This is a genomic window from Lysinibacillus sp. EB271-A1-10B (assembly GCF_058791335.1).
The window spans coordinates 25,643-42,595 of sequence record NZ_JBYTDL010000015.1 but is presented as its reverse complement, the minus strand read 5'-3'; the positions used below and the strand labels follow the sequence as shown (position 1 = coordinate 42,595).

The 16,953-nt window shown below is 37.8% G+C and carries 21 protein-coding genes and 1 other annotated feature; of the genes, 20 read left to right on the top strand and 1 reads right to left on the bottom strand.

The genetic code is table 11. The annotated features are described in order from the left end of the window. Window positions 1-26 precede the first annotated feature (26 nt). Window positions 27-1,319, top strand: a complete 1,293-nt coding sequence (locus AC3WSK_RS17800) for a bifunctional folylpolyglutamate synthase/dihydrofolate synthase (RefSeq protein ID WP_492413134.1) — start codon at window positions 27-29, stop codon at window positions 1,317-1,319. Beyond that, a complete protein-coding gene (locus AC3WSK_RS17795) occupies window positions 1,316-2,569 on the top strand; it encodes a bifunctional folylpolyglutamate synthase/dihydrofolate synthase (protein ID WP_492413136.1) in 1,254 nt (417 codons plus the stop codon). The genes AC3WSK_RS17800 and AC3WSK_RS17795 overlap by 4 nt, the downstream gene beginning before the upstream one ends. Window positions 2,570-2,632: 63 nt before the next feature. Here the strand turns inward: AC3WSK_RS17795 and AC3WSK_RS17790 are convergent, their stop codons facing one another. Continuing rightward, window positions 2,633-3,049, bottom strand: coding sequence for an SRPBCC domain-containing protein (locus tag AC3WSK_RS17790; protein ID WP_492413138.1), 417 nt, complete (start codon window positions 3,047-3,049; stop codon window positions 2,633-2,635). Window positions 3,050-3,381: 332 nt separating this feature from the next. On the opposite strand from AC3WSK_RS17790, the gene AC3WSK_RS17785 reads away from it, so the two are divergent. From AC3WSK_RS17785 to AC3WSK_RS17700, 18 genes are all read left to right on the top strand, one after another. Then, window positions 3,382-4,026 carry a hypothetical protein gene (locus AC3WSK_RS17785; protein ID WP_079563135.1) on the top strand — a complete coding sequence of 215 codons (645 nt, stop codon included), beginning with the start codon at window positions 3,382-3,384 and terminating at the stop codon, window positions 4,024-4,026. 99 nt (window positions 4,027-4,125) lie between these two features. Beyond that, window positions 4,126-4,719, top strand: coding sequence for a Maf family protein (locus tag AC3WSK_RS17780; RefSeq protein WP_492413141.1), 594 nt, complete (start codon window positions 4,126-4,128; stop codon window positions 4,717-4,719). A gap of 34 nt (window positions 4,720-4,753) precedes the next feature. Beyond that, window positions 4,754-5,425 carry a RadC family protein gene (radC, locus tag AC3WSK_RS17775; protein ID WP_427484217.1) on the top strand — a complete coding sequence of 224 codons (672 nt, stop codon included), beginning with the start codon at window positions 4,754-4,756 and terminating at the stop codon, window positions 5,423-5,425. A 627-nt stretch (window positions 5,426-6,052) separates the two neighbouring features. Then, on the top strand, window positions 6,053-7,072 hold the full coding sequence (locus AC3WSK_RS17770; RefSeq protein WP_079563567.1) for a rod shape-determining protein: 1,020 nt from the start codon (window positions 6,053-6,055) through the stop codon (window positions 7,070-7,072). A gap of 13 nt (window positions 7,073-7,085) precedes the next feature. Continuing rightward, window positions 7,086-7,997 (top strand): rod shape-determining protein MreC, encoded by a 912-nt coding sequence (gene mreC, locus AC3WSK_RS17765; protein WP_079563568.1) that lies wholly within the window; start codon window positions 7,086-7,088, stop codon window positions 7,995-7,997. Continuing rightward, window positions 7,997-8,521, top strand: a complete 525-nt coding sequence (gene mreD, locus AC3WSK_RS17760; protein WP_079563569.1) for a rod shape-determining protein MreD — start codon at window positions 7,997-7,999, stop codon at window positions 8,519-8,521. The genes mreC and mreD overlap by 1 nt, the downstream gene beginning before the upstream one ends. A gap of 27 nt (window positions 8,522-8,548) precedes the next feature. Beyond that, the gene (minC, locus tag AC3WSK_RS17755; RefSeq protein WP_079563570.1) at window positions 8,549-9,217 is read left to right on the top strand and encodes a septum site-determining protein MinC; all 669 of its coding nucleotides are present in this window, start codon (window positions 8,549-8,551) and stop codon (window positions 9,215-9,217) included. Window position 9,218: 1 nt separating this feature from the next. Then, window positions 9,219-10,016: a septum site-determining protein MinD gene (minD, locus tag AC3WSK_RS17750; RefSeq protein ID WP_079563571.1), complete on the top strand. Its 798-nt coding sequence runs from the start codon at window positions 9,219-9,221 to the stop codon at window positions 10,014-10,016. Window positions 10,017-10,109: 93 nt separating this feature from the next. Beyond that, entirely contained in the window at window positions 10,110-10,664 is a 555-nt protein-coding gene (locus AC3WSK_RS17745) for a peptidoglycan DD-metalloendopeptidase family protein (RefSeq protein WP_492413144.1), read from the top strand. After that, entirely contained in the window at window positions 10,654-11,265 is a 612-nt protein-coding gene (locus AC3WSK_RS17740; protein ID WP_079563573.1) for a zinc metalloprotease, read from the top strand. Before AC3WSK_RS17745 ends, AC3WSK_RS17740 begins: the two co-directional genes overlap by 11 nt. Before the next feature lie 45 nt (window positions 11,266-11,310). Then, window positions 11,311-11,386: a sequence feature (ribosomal protein L21 leader region), on the top strand. A gap of 14 nt (window positions 11,387-11,400) precedes the next feature. Beyond that, complete coding sequence (rplU, locus tag AC3WSK_RS17735) at window positions 11,401-11,709, top strand: 50S ribosomal protein L21 (protein WP_036124117.1); 309 nt, start codon at window positions 11,401-11,403, stop codon at window positions 11,707-11,709. 16 nt (window positions 11,710-11,725) lie between these two features. Continuing rightward, entirely contained in the window at window positions 11,726-12,082 is a 357-nt protein-coding gene (locus AC3WSK_RS17730) for a ribosomal-processing cysteine protease Prp (RefSeq protein WP_079563574.1), read from the top strand. Then, a complete protein-coding gene (rpmA, locus tag AC3WSK_RS17725) occupies window positions 12,079-12,378 on the top strand; it encodes a 50S ribosomal protein L27 (protein ID WP_079563575.1) in 300 nt (99 codons plus the stop codon). Before AC3WSK_RS17730 ends, rpmA begins: the two co-directional genes overlap by 4 nt. Before the next feature lie 137 nt (window positions 12,379-12,515). Then, window positions 12,516-13,043, top strand: a complete 528-nt coding sequence (locus tag AC3WSK_RS17720) for a Spo0B domain-containing protein (protein WP_079563605.1) — start codon at window positions 12,516-12,518, stop codon at window positions 13,041-13,043. Between the two features lie 5 nt (window positions 13,044-13,048). Beyond that, a complete protein-coding gene (gene obgE, locus AC3WSK_RS17715) occupies window positions 13,049-14,338 on the top strand; it encodes a GTPase ObgE (protein ID WP_079563576.1) in 1,290 nt (429 codons plus the stop codon). Between the two features lie 23 nt (window positions 14,339-14,361). Continuing rightward, window positions 14,362-14,817: an ACT domain-containing protein gene (locus AC3WSK_RS17710; RefSeq protein WP_079563577.1), complete on the top strand. Its 456-nt coding sequence runs from the start codon at window positions 14,362-14,364 to the stop codon at window positions 14,815-14,817. 368 nt (window positions 14,818-15,185) lie between these two features. Continuing rightward, window positions 15,186-16,061, top strand: coding sequence for a prephenate dehydratase (gene pheA, locus AC3WSK_RS17705; protein WP_079563578.1), 876 nt, complete (start codon window positions 15,186-15,188; stop codon window positions 16,059-16,061). A gap of 30 nt (window positions 16,062-16,091) precedes the next feature. Then, a complete protein-coding gene (locus AC3WSK_RS17700; RefSeq protein ID WP_492413149.1) occupies window positions 16,092-16,481 on the top strand; it encodes a thiol-disulfide oxidoreductase DCC family protein in 390 nt (129 codons plus the stop codon). Window positions 16,482-16,953 lie beyond the last annotated feature (472 nt).

Below are 16,953 nucleotides of genomic sequence, written 5' to 3'. Positions count from 1 at the left end.
TAATGTAGTAAGAGGGAGTGTTTCTTTTGTTTAAAACGATGAAAGAATGTACAGATTTTATTTTTACGTTAAAGGCAGTTGATCATAAACGTGCTCCGCTCGTCTTGATGCGAGAGGTATTAGCTTTTCTTAATAACCCACAGGACAAGCTACGTGTTATCCATTTAGCAGGCTCAAATGGGAAGGGGTCAACAGTGAATGCGCTAAGAGAAATGTTACAACTTACTGGCTACAAAGTAGGCGCCTTTACTTCACCTCATTTAGAACGTGTTAATGAACGTATGACTATTAATGGTATGCAAATTAATGATGCGCAATTTTTACACTATATGAACAATGTTGCTGAGATTATTGAAACACATTATGAAGGTGAATTTCCGAGCTTTTTTGAAGTGGTAACACTTATTATGTACCAATATTTTGCGGATGAAGAAGTGGATTTTGCGTTGATTGAAACGGGACTTGGTGGACGTTTAGATGCTACGAATGTCGTTACGCCTCTAATTTCAATTATTACAACGATTTCATTAGAACATACTGCGTTTTTAGGAGATACGTTAGCTAAAGTAGCGTTTGAGAAAGCGGGAATTATTAAAGAAAATGTACCTGTTGTAGTGGGCGTTAAAAGTGAAGAGGCACTTTCTGTTATTCGTGAGGTAGCAAATGAGCGTCATGCCCCATACTTTGTTTTAGGGAAGGATTTTACGGTTGAAAAAATTGAACAAGGAACTGATATGCAATATTTTAATTACCATAAAGCAAATGTGGAGATGGAAGCTATCCCATTAAAAATGGCTGGCCAGCATCAAATAAATAATGCAAGCGTTGCGATTACGGCGATCTTAACGTTAAAAGAGAATGGAGCCATTGATATTTCAGATGCATCAATCCGTCAAGCTTTGGCAAAAGCTCAGTGGGCAGGCCGTTTTGAGCAATTACCAGGTCCTATAATATTAGATGGGGCACATAATTCTGAAGGAACTGCGGCGTTAATTCGAACTCTTAAAACGGTTTATCCGCAACAAAACTATAGATTTATATATGCAGCATTATCGGATAAAGATCATGCGAAAAGTATTGCTTTAATGGATAGTATTGCTACATCAATTGCATTTACACAAATTGAGCTTCCAAATGCTATGCCTGCTGATCAATTAGCTGCATTATCTACAAATACGAATAAAATATATAATGCGAATTGGTGTGAAATGGTTCAAATGATGCTACATCAAAGAAATGATGAGGATGTTATCGTCATTACAGGCTCCTTGTATTTTATAGCTGAAGTTCGACAATGGCTACAGGGGGAACAAAGATGATCCCTAAATGGAATAGCTATAAGGAAAAATGGAATGTTCAGAGTGATGATGTTATTAAACCAGGTCTAACTGCGATTGAAGAAGCTTTGGCACGAGTAGGTAATCCGGAAAATAAATTGCAAGTCGTACATTTAGCAGGGACTAACGGTAAAGGCTCGACACTTACTTTTCTAGAATCAATTGCTAAGGAACATGGCTTACGTGTTGGTAAATTTATGTCTCCTTGTATTTTGGACGTGCATGATCAAATTCAAGTAGAAGGTCAAGCTATTTCAGAAGCTGAAATGGACCTTGTATTCCAACAAATGCAGGTAGCCGGACTTAGTAGCAAACTAACGGATTTTGAACTTTTAACAGTTGCAACATTTTTACATTTTGTTGCTAGTAATGTAGATATCGCCCTTATTGAAGCTGGTATGGGTGGCTTACTTGATAGTACGAATGTGGTCACACCAATTGCCTCTATCATACCGAGTATCGCATTAGAGCATACGAATTTTTTAGGAGATACGATTGAAAGTATTGCCTACCATAAAGCCGGAATTATTAAGCCGTATCATCCAGTTATTATCGGCGATTTACCGTTAGAAGCGAAAAATATAGTCTACCAGGAAGCCAGCAAAAAACATGCATCCGTTTTTGAGCTAAATCATCAGTTTTATGTGGAACAAGAGAAAGATGGAGAGAGCTATGTGCATAATGACAATGGCCTCCGCATTACAAAGCTTACACGCACTATAAAGGGAGCACATCAGGCGAATAATATGGCACTTGCTATTACAGCCTTCTTTGAAGTAGCGACTGCATTGGAGTTACAAGTTAGTAAAGAATCTATTCAAAAAGCTGTGGAAAACGCTACCATTTTAGGACGCTTTGAAGAAATTATGCCTTATATTGTTTTAGACGGTGCGCATAATCCAGCGAGTGCTGAGAAATTAATAGAAACGATTAAGCAGGAGTTCCCAGATGAGCAGATTACTTTTGTAATTGGAATTCTTGCAGATAAGGCTGTAAAAGAGATTTTGCAACTATTTGAGCAAGTAAGTGATTGTTTTTACTTTGTTGATATTGATAATCCCCGTGCGATGGCTGCTCACAACATGCTTGAGCTGTCCAACGCCTCTCATAAGGCAGTTTTAGAAGATTATGTGCAATTTTTAAAACGACAGTCAGCAAGTAAATCGAGGACGATTGTATCGGGTTCATTGTATTTATTAACGGAAGTTCGTAGTAGATTAAAAAACAATTAACATGTAGTTAGTATATTTCCAATATAATCAGGTACTCATAAAAAAATGAGTACCTGATTTTTTTCATTTGGGTATTCTCTCTTTGAGTTCCATAAGTACTTTTTGCCAATATTTTTTCATTTCTTCTCTTACATTCTGATTAGAAAGTTTTTCTTGATGGAAGCTAATAGTAGTTTTATTACTTGCACCCGGTATAATACGAACTTGTACGGTTGATGCCTTGTCCCATCCTACCTTTTGCCAAGTTAGACGAAGTTGTTGTAAAGGTTTAACTACGCGTATTTCTCCTGACCCTAATTTCGTAATATAGTTCTGTCCTGGTTCAAGGATAATGAACATACTCTCTCCTAACCATACGTTTAATCCATCTTGTGAAGTAACTAGGTTCCAAGCTTCCTCTTGGGAAATCGGGAACATCCTTCTAACACCTACTTGAAACCCTACTGTTTTTGTTTGTCCAATAATTTTCGGATTATCCACCTTCTTACCTCCATCACTAGTATTTATCTGTAATAATATTATTTCTTTTTCTATTTCTGCTTTCTGTTTCCTTGCGCATCCTCAAATTTTTTTGTTAAACAGTAGAAGACTCCTTTGATAGAGATACAAAAGAGTAATATAAAAAATCCACCTCTTTTTTAGTAAATCTTTTTATACAAAAATATTTATTTTTGCAGTAAAACCTCGAAAATAACTAGTGAATCAAAATGTAGTAAATTCGCATTTACACATCCTTTTGTACATATACTTATATATCAAATTGGTCTTTTCTAAATTTACTTTGATACGTTAAAGAAAGAGGTGATGGTCGAATGAAAATTGTCAGTCAAGTGATGAGAAAACAAATATTTCGGGCGATGATTATTGGAGGAGTAGTAGGACTTTTTGGTGTAGGCATTTTTTTAGGTATTCTTCAAGCGAGCACTCAATTTTCTATAAAAAATGATAGTAATGAGGTAGCTAATAAAAGTAATAATAATACCAAAGGGGAAACCATTACGACAGCGGGAGGAGCAACGAACGGACCCATGCTTTTTGCTAGTCAAGCAGGGGTCTATTCAAATTATGAAAGTGCAAGCGCATTTGTATCTGAACACCCTTCATTAAAAGAAAGTGCCATTGTCGAGGTCGATGGAAAATTTCACATTTGGACAAGTGTGGTAACAGATGAAAGTCAACTTGTTTTCTTAAAAGATCCTGCAACATTTAAAAAAGCATTCACTTTGAGTGGCGACAGTTGTAAGGAGGCAACACTTGCAGAGCTTCCATCTGTGCTAACTGACAAAAATGCAACAAAATTAAATTTTAAGGATAATTCCAAAGATTCTACGCTACCTGCTGATTGGCAATCTATTGGAGCAGCAGCCTCGTCTATTTCAAGCGATACCAGCATCATTCGATTACAAGTTTTGGCCCATTACAAATCGAAAAATGCTTGTCTTCAAGTGAAATTTTAAGCATAAAAGATAGTGAAATAAGCATTATCTTGATTTTTAGAAAATTTTCAAATGCCAAATTCTCCGTTATGATAACTAATAAGGAGGAATGGTCAGACAATGTTTAAAACAAATCACAAGATAGTGCTTGCTTCTGCTTCACCACGACGAAAGGAATTACTTACTATGCTATCCCTTCCGTTTGACATAATAACTAGTGAAGTAGAAGAGACAAGCGTTCAGGCAACTACAATGCAAGATTATGTAAAAGGTGTAGCTCTATTAAAAACACGTGATGTGGCAAAAAAAGCGCCAGATGCAACGATTATTGGAGCGGATACGATTGTTGTTTATGATGATGAGCTACTCCATAAACCAAAAAATCGTGAGGAGGCAATTTCTCACTTATTGCGCTTATCAGGGAAGTGTCATGCGGTCATGACAGCTGTTGCCATTATTGAGCCTGACGGTCATGAAACTACATTTGTGGAAGAGACAAATGTTGTCTTTCATCAATTATCGCAGGAGCTCATCGAAGCATATGTAGATTCGGGAGATCCATTTGATAAAGCAGGCGGTTATGGCATTCAAACTGCTGGAACCCTCCTAGTGAAACGAATTGAAGGAGATTATAACAATGTTGTCGGTTTACCACTTGCAGCGTTGTTTACGCAATTGGTAGCACGCAATATTATCCAATTTGCGAAGGAGTGAGGCTTTTTTGACGAATGATGTTTTACAAAGGACGATGATACGAGACGTTCATATAGAAGATCGCCCCCGTGAAAGACTACGTAGACAAGGAGCTATGAGTTTATCGAATCAGGAGCTACTTGCTATTTTACTAAGGACAGGCACTAAAGAAGAGTCTGTCCTTGTACTGGCAAATCGCGTACTAAGCGTTTTTGAGCGTTTACATCATTTGAAACATGCAACAATAGAAGAAATGGTTGCTATTAGAGGGATTGGTGAGGTTAAAGCCATTCAGTTATTAGCGGCAATTGAACTCGGTAGACGTCTCGCGCAGAAACATAGCGATGAAAAATATACGATTCGTTCCCCGCAAGATGCCGCTACCTATTTAATGCCTGATATGACCTCATTGAATCAGGAACATTTCGTCGTTCTTTTTTTGAATGTGAAAAATCAAATTATTCATAGAAAGACAATTTTTATAGGCAGTCTAAATGCTTCGATTGTCCATCCAAGGGAGATATATCGCGAAGCTGTAAAAAGATCTGCCGCTTCTATAATTTGTGCACATAATCATCCTAGTGGCGTTCCAACACCTAGTGATGAGGATATTGAAGTGACGAGAAGAATTTTAGAGGCTGGTTATATTATAGGCATAGATTTAATCGATCATCTCATCATCGGTGATCATCAGTTTATTAGTTTGAAAGAAAAAGGATATTTTTAACTCTGCAATATATTTTGCAGAGTTTTTTTATTTAGTTTAAAGATGACAATCTCTAGCTAAATAAGATTTGTTGAGGTATGTAATTAAGATTGTAGAGTGGTCACCGAATCATTTCGTGAAGCCTCACAGTGTTCCTTGTTTCTAAAGTTTAGTGAAAATCAAATCGCTCCATTATTTTACAAAAAATATTTTTTGTATTTTTTTGCGAAAAGCTAATAATGAAAACGAACCTTTTCTTATAGAATACGTTATTGTATTCATAGAAATGTCTATAATATTCACAAAAATTGGTAGCCTATTACACGTTGTCTTACAAGAATAAAAATTATATGCTAATCTATACGTACTGTTTTTGTTTGGGAGGGAATTAAAATAGTATCTTTTCCGTGAGAAGAGGTATGTGGCACTATAAATTCTTGCGTTTTTCCGTTATAATGAACGGTATGATTTTATTTTTATTCAGAAAAAGACTCTCATTCCAACAGGTGTGAGATAATTGAGTGTGTAGTTTTTTTCAGTAGGTGTCTAACACCGAGTGAATGAAGATAAAGCCTCGGGGTGTAAACGCGCCGAGGTATAAGTTGATGTCAACGAAAGTATGGCTTAAATAGAAAGGGAGTACACAAATTGTTTGGATTAGGAAATAAAGATGTCGGGATTGACCTTGGCACAGCGAATACATTAGTGTTTATTAAAGGGAAGGGAATCGTTTTACGCGAACCTTCAGTCGTAGCGAAAAATACAAAAACTGGAGATATCGTTGCAGTAGGTAACGATGCAAAAAATATGATTGGTCGTACACCTGGCTCAATCGTAGCAATTCGTCCTATGAAAGATGGCGTTATTGCTGATTTTGATATTACTACAGCAATGATAGAATACTATTTAAAAGAAGCTTGTAAAAATTCTGGTGGTAATTGGAAAAAACCGAATGTTATGATTTGTGTGCCTTACGGTATTACATCGGTTGAACAACGTGCGGTTATTGATGCTGCTCGCCAAGCAGGTGCTAAAGAAGCCTTTACAATTGAAGAGCCATTTGCAGCAGCAATCGGTTCAAACTTACCAGTATGGGATCCAACAGGGTCAATGGTCGTTGATATCGGTGGTGGTACAACAGAGGTAGCGGTTATTTCATTAGGTGGTATTGTAACAAGTGAATCCGTGCGTGTCGGCGGGGATGCAATGGACCAATCCATCATTTCGTATATTCGTAAAACATATAACTTAACAATCGGTGAACGTACTGCGGAAGCAGTGAAAATGGAAATTGGTACAGCGTTGGCTGAAGGTCCAGAAGAAAAAATGGAAATTAGAGGGCGCGATCTTTTAACAGGATTACCGAAAACGATCGAAATTTCATCACAGGAAATTTCTGAATCATTACGTGAAGCGGTAGCATCTATTATTGATGGAGTTCGAAAAACGCTTGAACAAACACCTCCTGAATTATCTGCAGACGTAATGGAACGCGGAATTGTCCTAACAGGTGGCGGTGCGCTATTAACAAACTTAGACAAAGTTATTAGCCAAGAAACTAATATGCCAGTATTTATCGCAGAAGATCCACTAGACTGTGTTGCTATTGGTACAGGTAAAGCTTTAGAACATATTGACTTAATTCGTCAACAACAAGTTAAAGGGTAAGGAGGTTTAGGCAATGCCACACTTTTTTTTCAATAAGAAATTAATTTTGCTGCTTGTGGGCATGGTTTTTATTGTGGCATTGATTAGCTTCTCATTACGTGAACGGACTAATGCAACTTTACCAGAGCAAATTATTAAAGACACTGTCGGCGTCGCACAATCTATTGTTGCGAAGCCGGCGAATTATATTGCTGGTGTTTTTGATAATATTGATTCCCTCTTAAACACGTACGAAGAAAATAAACGTTTAAAAGCACGCTTAGATGAATTTGTTGCTGTACAAGCTGAGGCATCGGACTTGAAATCTGATATTAAAAAGTTTCAAGAGCTTATGGACAAATCGGAAAGCTTAAAAGCATATGATCCGATTCATGCCACAGTTATTGCTAGAAACCCTGACCAGTGGGAAGACAAAATTATTTTAGATAAAGGATCTTCACACGGTGTAGAAAAAAATATGGCAGTTATGACAGCGAAAGGTTTAATCGGTAAAGTTACTAAAGTGACGCCTTTTACCTCTACGGTAGAGCTTTTATATTCAAATAATCCAAACTATCGTGTTTCTGCGATGGTTCCAGGAGATAAACAAGCATACGGTTTAATCGAGGGCTATGATAAAGAGCGTAATGAACTCATCATGAAGCGAATCGATTCAAGAGTAACAGTTAAAAAAGGTCAACAAGTAGTTTCATCGGGACTTGGCGGTATTTTCCCAAAAAATGTGCCAATCGGAGAAATAACTGAAGTAAGTACAGATGATCATGGCTTAACGAAAATGGCTTATGTAAGACCATCTGCTGATTCTTCAATTTTAGATTATGTTGTTATTGCTAAACGTTCCTCTACGATGATAGATGGATCTGATGGTAATAAATCGAACGGAGATTTAACACATCCACAACAGGGTAACGAGGAGGTTGAATAATGGTTCGATTTCTCATTCCCTCTGTGGCAGTTTTACTATTTTTACTAGAACCAGAGTTTGCTATGCTTTCACCGATTGAAGTGAAAGGGCATATCTATTATTTGGTCCCTAGATTTTTAATCTTATATTTAATATTTATATCCATCTATTACAGCCGTCAACGAGCGGTAATGTATGGACTTTTTTTTGGTGTCTTGTATGATGTGTTTTACATTGATATTATTGGATTATATTCAGTACTGTTTCCGCTAGTATGTTTTTTAGCAGGGTCAATTGTGAAAGTTATTCATCAGCACTTAGTTGTGACAACGACGATTTCAGTTGTTTTAGTAGCAATTTTAGAATTTATACTTTATCAATTCTTCTATCTTATCGACTTTACAACGATTCCATTTTCGGATTTCTTACGTTCACGACTACTGCCAACGATCATTGCTAATGCACTATTTTTAATGATTCTTGGTTGGGCCTTCAAGTATCTGATTAATGCGCGTGTCTTACAGAGAGCACGTGAAGTTTCTTAACAAAGAGCAACGTGGGGTGAGGCATTCATGAAAAAACAGTTAGTTAATATGAAGGGAACAAAGGATGGATTTGTTCTTCATTTAGACGATCAATGTGCGTATGTCGATTTAGTAGAAGAGCTAAAAAAGAAAGTTTCAGAGAGCGGTATCGATAGTAAAGTAGATGTACAATTATATTTGGGCTATCGATACTGTTCTGATGAACAAATCAAAGAGCTTATTAAAATTGTTCAGGAAACAGAGCAACTAATCGTTTCAAAAGTGCAAAGTGAAGTACTGACTGTCCATGAGAGCAACCAGAAAAGGATTGAAAGTCAACAAGATACATATTTAGGTGTGGTCAGATCGGGTCAAGTTCTACGTTCGCCAGGCGATATTATTATCGTAGGGAATGTCAATCCGAACGGGCGTGTAGAAGCAGCTGGCAATGTGTATGTCCTAGGTAAACTTAAAGGAATTGCACATGCTGGTGTTCATGGTAATAAGGAAGCAATCATTGCAGCATCTTGTTTTGAAGCCACACATATCATGATTGCTGATCAGGTTCAGGCAATGTCAGACGAACATGTAAAAACGATTAATCAAGAAGAGATGACTTGTGCATTTATTGGCTATGATGGGCGCATTACGTACGATCAAATTCACGCGTTAAAAAATATTCGACCATTGTTAAATGTGTCTAAGGGAGGAAGCTAGTGTGGGAGAAGCGATCGTCATAACTTCAGGTAAAGGCGGCGTCGGAAAAACGACGACAACGGCTAACCTTGGGACTGCATTGGCTCTACAAGGTAAAAAAGTATGTTTAGTAGATACAGATATTGGCTTACGTAATTTGGACGTGATTTTAGGTCTTGAGAATCGAATTATTTATGACTTAGTAGATGTTGTTGAAGGGCGCTGTAAGATTCATCAAGCGCTAATAAAAGATAAACGTGTAGATGAAAAACTATTTTTATTACCTGCTGCTCAAACGACAGATAAAAATGCTGTTAAACCTGAGCAAATGAAGAGCTTAGTAGAAGAATTAAAAAGAGATTATGATTATGTTTTAATAGACTGTCCAGCGGGCATTGAACAAGGCTATCGCAATGCGGTTGCTGGTGCTGATCATGCAATTGTAGTAACAACGCCAGAGATTTCTGCTGTGCGTGATGCTGATCGAATTATTGGCTTACTCGAACAGGAAGAAATTACGGCACCTAAACTAATTATTAACCGTATTCGCCAGCATATGATGAAAAGCGGTGATACTTTGGATGTGAATGAAATTACAACACATTTGTCTATAGATTTATTAGGAATAATTGTAGATAATGAAGGGGTTATTTCATCGTCCAATAAAGGTGAACCAGTAGTAATGGATCCTGCTAATAAAGCATCTCTTGGCTACCGTAATATTGCTCGAAGAATACTTGGAGAGTCTGTACCACTTATGGCCATTGAAGATGAACATAAAGGTGTATTTTCAAAACTAAAAGCGTTATTTTCAAAATAATCATCAACCTTTTCGTGCATTTGTACGAGAAGGTTTTTTCTTTGTGCATGAATGGACATGCAAGCTCATATAGTGTGAAAAAAGGATGAGGGCTTGTTTAAAAAATGGAAATGGTTGGTCGCGATATTACTTGTGGCTGCAACTATGCTAGTAATTCGTTTAGAGGATCAAGGCGTATTGGAAACACCGGTGCGAAAACTTGTTACAACATCAGCTGATTTGACTTATTTAAGCGAGCTCGGACAAAGCTGGTTAAATAAAGATGATGCAACAATTTTAGTATCGAGTGATGTTGGACAAACTGAACTATTAACATTTGCCAATGCGGAAGTTTTTAAGGAAGGCTTTTTATTGCAATATGACATGGGCTTACCGGTTTATGCTGGAAAGAGTGGTCTTGTCGTTTTTACCGGTCATACAAAATATACTGGTAAAACAATGACAATCAGTTATGACGATGGTACAACTGTATCCTATGGTATGCTAGATAGTTTAGCACAACTTCCATACACAACAGTGCAGGCAAACGATTTAATCGGCATGAAAGAGACGGGTCAACTCTATATCTCAATTGAGAAAGATAAGGCACAATATAATTTGGAGCAGATTGTACAGTGGCTTGAAACAGCGGAGTCCAATGAAAATTAAACTGCATCTTCTATGTATCCCTCTCGTATTTTTAATGATTTTTACCGGTCAAATTGCTTATTACGCTATTATTTTATCTTCGTTATTATGGCATGAAGCAGGTCATTTGTTAATGGCGATGCTTTGTGGCGTTAGCGTAAAATCATGCGTTATTACACCTTACGGAGGGGAAATAGAATTTGAAAATCCAGCGGCTGTGCCAGCAACGTCACTCCTTTGGATTGCCTTAGGGGGACCAATCGCTACAATATTAGGGATTGGCCTCGCTTTTTTTATGCCAGAGCTGCTTGCGACCAAGCTTATTAATGTGCAACTTGTGCTATTAGCAATCAATGTTATACCGATTATTCCATTGGACGGTGGCAGAATATTTTTAGCGTGCTTATTTTTATTCAATCCAAGTGTTCGTGCGTTTGAATATTACTACTGGCTTTCTCTTATAATTGCCTTTATACTATTCATGATAACTTTAAGTTACCTTCCGCAATCTATTTTTATAGCAATTTTATGTTTATTTATATGGCTTCAAGTGTTAAAGGAATGGAATTATCGAAAATATCGTTTAGCATTTGAGAAATATGTAATGAAAAGATTGACTTGATAGAAATCGTGTGGTAATATTTTAATGTTATTGTTTGTAGCACCTGTGCTACTACAACCGCACTGGAAAGGTTTAAGTATCGTATGATCACCTTTATAAACAGGCGAGTCTGAGTCTATGAGGAGGTGCAGTAAAATGTACGCAATTATTGAAACTGGTGGTAAACAAATCAAAGTAGAAGCTGGTCAAGAAATCTATGTTGAAAAATTAGGTGTAGAAGCTGACGAGGTTGTAACTTTCGATAAAGTTTTATTCGTAGGTGGCGAAAACGTTAAAGTTGGAGCTCCATTCGTAGAAGGCGCTACTGTAACAGCGAAAGTTGTGAAAGAAGGCCGTGCGAAAAAAATCGTTGTTTTCAAATTGAAAGCTAAAAAGAACTACCGTCGTAAACAAGGTCACCGTCAACCTTACACAAAATTAGTTGTTGAAGCTATCAACGCTTAATTATGAGGTGTAGCGAATGATACAAGTTACGATTCATCACAATGAAAATAGACATGTGTCAGCATTTGAATTTTCAGGACATGCGGAATACGATGAATCTGGTAAGGATTTAGTATGTGCAGGAGCATCTACCATTGCCATCGGTACGGTAAATGCTATTTATGCACTATTACAATTACAGCCAGAAGTCGAACAAGCTGCTGAAGGTGGAGGCTATCTTAAGGTAGACTTACCATCAGATTTAGAGCCTGAGATTGATGCAAAACTACAGTTAATTGTCCAAGTAATGACAGCCCAAGTGTATTCTATGGTGCAAAATTACGGACAATATATCCAAATCAACTACAACCAAGTAGGAGGTGGAACACAATGAAATTATTATTAACTTTAGACTTACAATTTTTCGCATCTAAAAAAGGTGTAGGTTCTACTAAAAACGGACGTGACTCTGAGTCTAAACGACTTGGTGCTAAACGTGCTGATGGCCAATTCGTAACTGGTGGTTCAATTCTTTACCGTCAACGCGGTACAAAAATTTACCCAGGTACAAACGTAGGTCGTGGTGGTGACGATACACTATTTGCTAAAGTTGACGGCGTTGTAAAATTCGAACGTTTAGGTCGCGATCGCAAACAAGTATCTGTATACCCAGCAACACAAGAAGCTTAATCTTTTATAAGATAACATAAAGCGGAGGACTGCATTTATTGCAGTCCTTTTTTTGGCTAAATTTCGATGAAGATTTAAGGGAAAAATACAGCAAAACTTGTTATACTAGTAAGGATAACTTTATTGGAGTGAATGGGATGAACAATCAATCACTAACCATTAGTGAAGTAATACGTTTTGCAAATCATGATTATGTGAATCAGCTGCAGCTTATTCGCATGAATTTAGATTTAGGTAGAATTGATGAATCAAAAAAACTTATTCAAAATTATTCAGAACAGTTACAAGTACTTTCTATCCTTAATCGAATACAATTACCGCAAACAATCGAATGGCTGCAAACGGCAGGCTGGCGCTATCCTTCATTGCCAATGAAGCTTAGTGGTGATATAAAAATGCCTGTCACAAATACGATTGATTCGGAAGTTGTAGATTACTTAAACAAAACAGTTATGCATGTTTATGATACATTAGATCCATTTACAGAGCAGAGCTTAGCGCTCGATGTACGTGTTGACGATCATACATTTGCCGTGACATTTACGCTAAATGGGCAATGGAGTGCTGATGCATTCACCGAAAAAGGTTTGAAACAATTAGACATTCAAACAGTGGAAGAGACAAATACGTCTTGGATATATGTATTGAGTGCAAGCAGGGAGTGAATTAAATGTTTGTCGATCACGTCAAGATTTATGTAAAAGGTGGCGACGGTGGGGATGGAATGGTAGCCTTCCGTCGTGAAAAATTTGTACCGAATGGTGGTCCTGCTGGTGGCGATGGTGGTCACGGTGGGAATGTTGTCTTTCAAGTTGAAGAAGGTCTGCGAACGTTAATGGATTTCCGTTACAAACGCAACTTCAAGGCTGACCGTGGTGAGCATGGTATGAGCAAAGGGATGCATGGTAGACGTGCAGATGATTTAATCGTTAAAGTACCACCGGGCACGGTTGTAATGAACGAAGAAACAGGCGTTGTTATTGCGGATTTAGTAGAGCATGGTCAACAAGCGATTATCGCAAAAGCTGGTCGCGGTGGCCGCGGGAATTCCCGCTTTGCAACACCAGCCAATCCTGCTCCAGAACTTTCTGAAAAAGGTGAGCCAGGACAAGAATTAAATGTTATATTAGAGCTGAAAGTACTAGCAGATGTAGGATTAGTTGGCTTCCCAAGTGTAGGTAAATCAACATTATTATCTGTTGTTTCTGCGGCAAAGCCAAAAATAGGTGCTTATCATTTCACTACAATCGTACCGAACTTAGGAATGGTTGAAACGGATGATCATCGTAGCTTTGCAATGGCCGATTTACCAGGTTTAATCGAAGGTGCGCACGAAGGTGTTGGTCTAGGTCACCAATTCCTCCGTCATATTGAACGTACACGTGTTATCGTACATGTAATTGATATGTCGGGTATGGAAGGGCGCGATCCTTATGAAGATTACTTAACAATCAATGATGAGCTAAAACAATATAATCTTCGTTTAACAGAACGTCCACAAATTATTGTGGCAAATAAAATGGATATGCCAGATGCAGAGGAAAACTTAGAAATTTTCCGTGAAAAAGTGGGCGATGATGTGAAAATATTCCCAGTATCAGCGGTTTCTCGCCAAGGTTTAAAGCCAGTATTATTTGAAATTGCTGACTTACTGGAAGTAACTCCAGAATTCCCATTATTCGACGATCTAGATGAAGAATCAGATGCAACGGTACTTTACAAACACCAATCTGAAGCAGATTCAATCGAAATCTCTCGTGATCCTGATGGTACATTCATTCTTGGTGGATATGCGATTGAGCGTATCTTCAAAATGACAGACTTCAGCCGCGAGGACGGTGTACGTCGTTTTGCACGCCAATTACGTGGTATGGGCGTCGATGAAGCATTACGTGAACGTGGTGCACAAAATGGCGATATTGTACGCTTATTGGAATTCGAATTTGAATTTGTCGACTAAGAATAGGTTTTAGGGGGAAGCGTATGAAGAATGTTGCGAATCAGCGATATTATTTAGTTCGTGAAGATGTTTTAACGGATGCTATGCAAAAAACTTTGGAGGCGAAACACTTACTTTCAAGTGGTACGGTAACTTCCATTTGGGATGCGGTAAAGCAGGTGGATTTATCGCGTAGTGCGTTTTACAAATATCGTGATGCTGTATTTCCTTTTCACTCAATTGTGCAGGAACGCATTTTAACAGTCTTTGTACAGCTTCAGGACCGTAAAGGAACACTTGCAAAGCTTTTAGAAACAGTGACAATTACGCATTGCAATGTACTGACTATCCATCAGACGATACCGATTCAAGGACGTGCTAATGTTACGTTGTCGCTAGATGTCACTAGTATGACATGTGAACTTGATGATTTAATACAGCAACTTAAACGTTTAGATTTTGTAGAGTCAGCGGAAGTAATTAGTTCGGGTGCATTGTAATGACTGACAGCATGTTTAAATTTTTGACAAAATGTAAATAAGCTCAAAAGGAGCAGTCCCATGTGATGTAATGATCACTTCATGGGACAGCTCCTTATTCTATATCGATAGAGAAAATTCATAGAGAAGAGGAATGGATAACCATAGAGGCTCCGGAGCGTTTGGGAAGCTTCATACTATGCCTTACCTAATATTTGATGTAGAATAAAAGGAGTTTTTTAGGAATTGAAAATTCCGAATTTTTACATTAGTGAAACTAAAGAGGCTTGTCTCCAAAAGTTAGGGATGACATTTGTTAAAACGTATATCATGTATATACGTTTTGGTGGTGAGCCAATTAAATAAAACCATGAACAGGAGGAAATGTTATGACAGAGCAACAATGGGAAAAACGAATAGGATATTTAGGACCTGAGGCATCATTTACATACTTAGCAACAAAGGCAACTTTTCCGAATGAGTGGCTTGTCCCTTGTTCTACAATTCCAGAATGTATTGAGGCGGTAGCGAAGGGGAAGGTGGATTTAGCAGTTGTACCACTGGAAAATGCTTTAGAAGGATCAGTATCGTTAACGCTTGATTATTTATTTCATGAGGCGACCTTATATGTTACAGGTGAGCTTCAGTTAAAAATACAGCAGCATTTAATGGTCAATAAAGCGCAGAAAGACAATTGGGAATCAATCACAGGAGTTTATTCACACCCACATGCTCTAGCCCAATGTCATAAATATTTATTTTATCGTTTCAGCCATGCTCCGTTACATCAAACGACATCAACGGCAGCAGCGGCAAAATTTGTATCCGAAAATCCTAATGAGTGCATTGCCGCAGTAGGAAATGCAGCGGCAGCAGAAAAATATGGCTTAGAAATCGTTCAAACTAATATTCATGACTTCCATTTTAACCATACACGATTCTTCGTATTATCTAAGCAAAATAAACGATTACCGCAAGAATTATCAGATGGACAGGCGAAGACAACTTTCATGATTACATTACCAATAGATCGTTCAGGAGCGTTACATCAAGTATTATCAGTTTTCGCATGGCGACAGCTAAATTTAAGTAAAATCGAATCACGCCCATTAAAAACGGGCTTAGGCGATTATTTCTTTATGATTGATGTTTTAGCAGATGAAAAGGAGCCAATGATGCGTGGGGCTATGGAAGAACTAGCTGCACTTGGTTGCAAAGTGAAGTCACTTGGGACATACTTTACTTATCGAACATCAGACGAGTAATCAATGTCGTCTTCGCTAGGAGGAAATTGTATGGGCGGCGTTATTTTATTTGACGGAGTGTGTAATTTTTGTGATAGCAGTGTGCAATTTATTATCGAATATGATCATGCAGCATATTTTCAATTTGCATCCATCCAGAGTGATGCAGGGCAGGCGTTACTTGCTCAATACGAAATACCAGAAAATATCGATAGTGTCATATTAATTGAGCATGGGAAGGTCTATTTTGAATCTACTGCAGCACTTAAAATTTGTAGGAGATTAAATAGTTTTTGGCCTGTCTGCTATGTTTTCATTCTTATTCCTCCATTTATACGAAATATAATGTACCGAATATTTGCTAAAAATAGATATCGTCTCTTTGGACGGAAAGAAAGTTGTTTATTGCCAACACCTTCACAACGAAAAAGATTTCTTTAACTTTGAAGCTATCCAATTAATGTGGATGAAAGCTAGATAAAGTATGGCTCTTCTGCAAAACGAGGGGGTGATTTCCGTTCCAACTGAGCGCTTTCCTGGGGGCGTCCGATGAGCCGCTTCACTCGCAAGGCTCGCTGCAGGGTCTCATCTGTGACGCTAATCCCCAAGGAGTCGCTCAGTCTCCACTCCAATCAACCATTTCTCATAGCATGTATATTCTAGCATGTCACTTAAAACATACAAAAAACTTCACAGAAGTTTTTTGTGCGAAAGAGTAGTCGAGAATACAGTAACAGCAGTCTTACAGTCGCGTCACTGTTATAAGTTTATTCCGTTTGATTAAGTAGCTATAGCATTCATTTTTGAAATGCATTGCCATCATAGTTTTCAACAAAATGCGCTATCCAATTAATGTGGATAGCTCTTTTTTTGAAATTGCAATAGCATTTTCCATATGATTACATAAATAATG

What these genes read in the sequence shown, in the direction of transcription:
- AC3WSK_RS17740 (WP_079563573.1), top strand. Translation starts at nt 10,654, where the DNA reads ATGAAAATTAAACTGCATCTTCTATGTATCCCTCTCGTATTTTTAATG.
- AC3WSK_RS17795 (WP_492413136.1), top strand. Translation starts at nt 1,316, where the DNA reads ATGATCCCTAAATGGAATAGCTATAAGGAAAAATGGAATGTTCAGAGT.
- AC3WSK_RS17730 (WP_079563574.1), top strand. Translation starts at nt 11,726, where the DNA reads ATGATACAAGTTACGATTCATCACAATGAAAATAGACATGTGTCAGCA.
- AC3WSK_RS17720 (WP_079563605.1), top strand. Translation starts at nt 12,516, where the DNA reads ATGAACAATCAATCACTAACCATTAGTGAAGTAATACGTTTTGCAAAT.
- AC3WSK_RS17710 (WP_079563577.1), top strand. Translation starts at nt 14,362, where the DNA reads ATGAAGAATGTTGCGAATCAGCGATATTATTTAGTTCGTGAAGATGTT.
- minC (WP_079563570.1), top strand. Translation starts at nt 8,549, where the DNA reads ATGAAAAAACAGTTAGTTAATATGAAGGGAACAAAGGATGGATTTGTT.
- AC3WSK_RS17780 (WP_492413141.1), top strand. Translation starts at nt 4,126, where the DNA reads ATGTTTAAAACAAATCACAAGATAGTGCTTGCTTCTGCTTCACCACGA.
- mreD (WP_079563569.1), top strand. Translation starts at nt 7,997, where the DNA reads ATGGTTCGATTTCTCATTCCCTCTGTGGCAGTTTTACTATTTTTACTA.
- pheA (WP_079563578.1), top strand. Translation starts at nt 15,186, where the DNA reads ATGACAGAGCAACAATGGGAAAAACGAATAGGATATTTAGGACCTGAG.
- rpmA (WP_079563575.1), top strand. Translation starts at nt 12,079, where the DNA reads ATGAAATTATTATTAACTTTAGACTTACAATTTTTCGCATCTAAAAAA.
- AC3WSK_RS17700 (WP_492413149.1), top strand. Translation starts at nt 16,092, where the DNA reads ATGGGCGGCGTTATTTTATTTGACGGAGTGTGTAATTTTTGTGATAGC.
- radC (WP_427484217.1), top strand. Translation starts at nt 4,754, where the DNA reads ATGATACGAGACGTTCATATAGAAGATCGCCCCCGTGAAAGACTACGT.
- mreC (WP_079563568.1), top strand. Translation starts at nt 7,086, where the DNA reads ATGCCACACTTTTTTTTCAATAAGAAATTAATTTTGCTGCTTGTGGGC.
- obgE (WP_079563576.1), top strand. Translation starts at nt 13,049, where the DNA reads ATGTTTGTCGATCACGTCAAGATTTATGTAAAAGGTGGCGACGGTGGG.
- AC3WSK_RS17785 (WP_079563135.1), top strand. Translation starts at nt 3,382, where the DNA reads ATGAAAATTGTCAGTCAAGTGATGAGAAAACAAATATTTCGGGCGATG.
- rplU (WP_036124117.1), top strand. Translation starts at nt 11,401, where the DNA reads ATGTACGCAATTATTGAAACTGGTGGTAAACAAATCAAAGTAGAAGCT.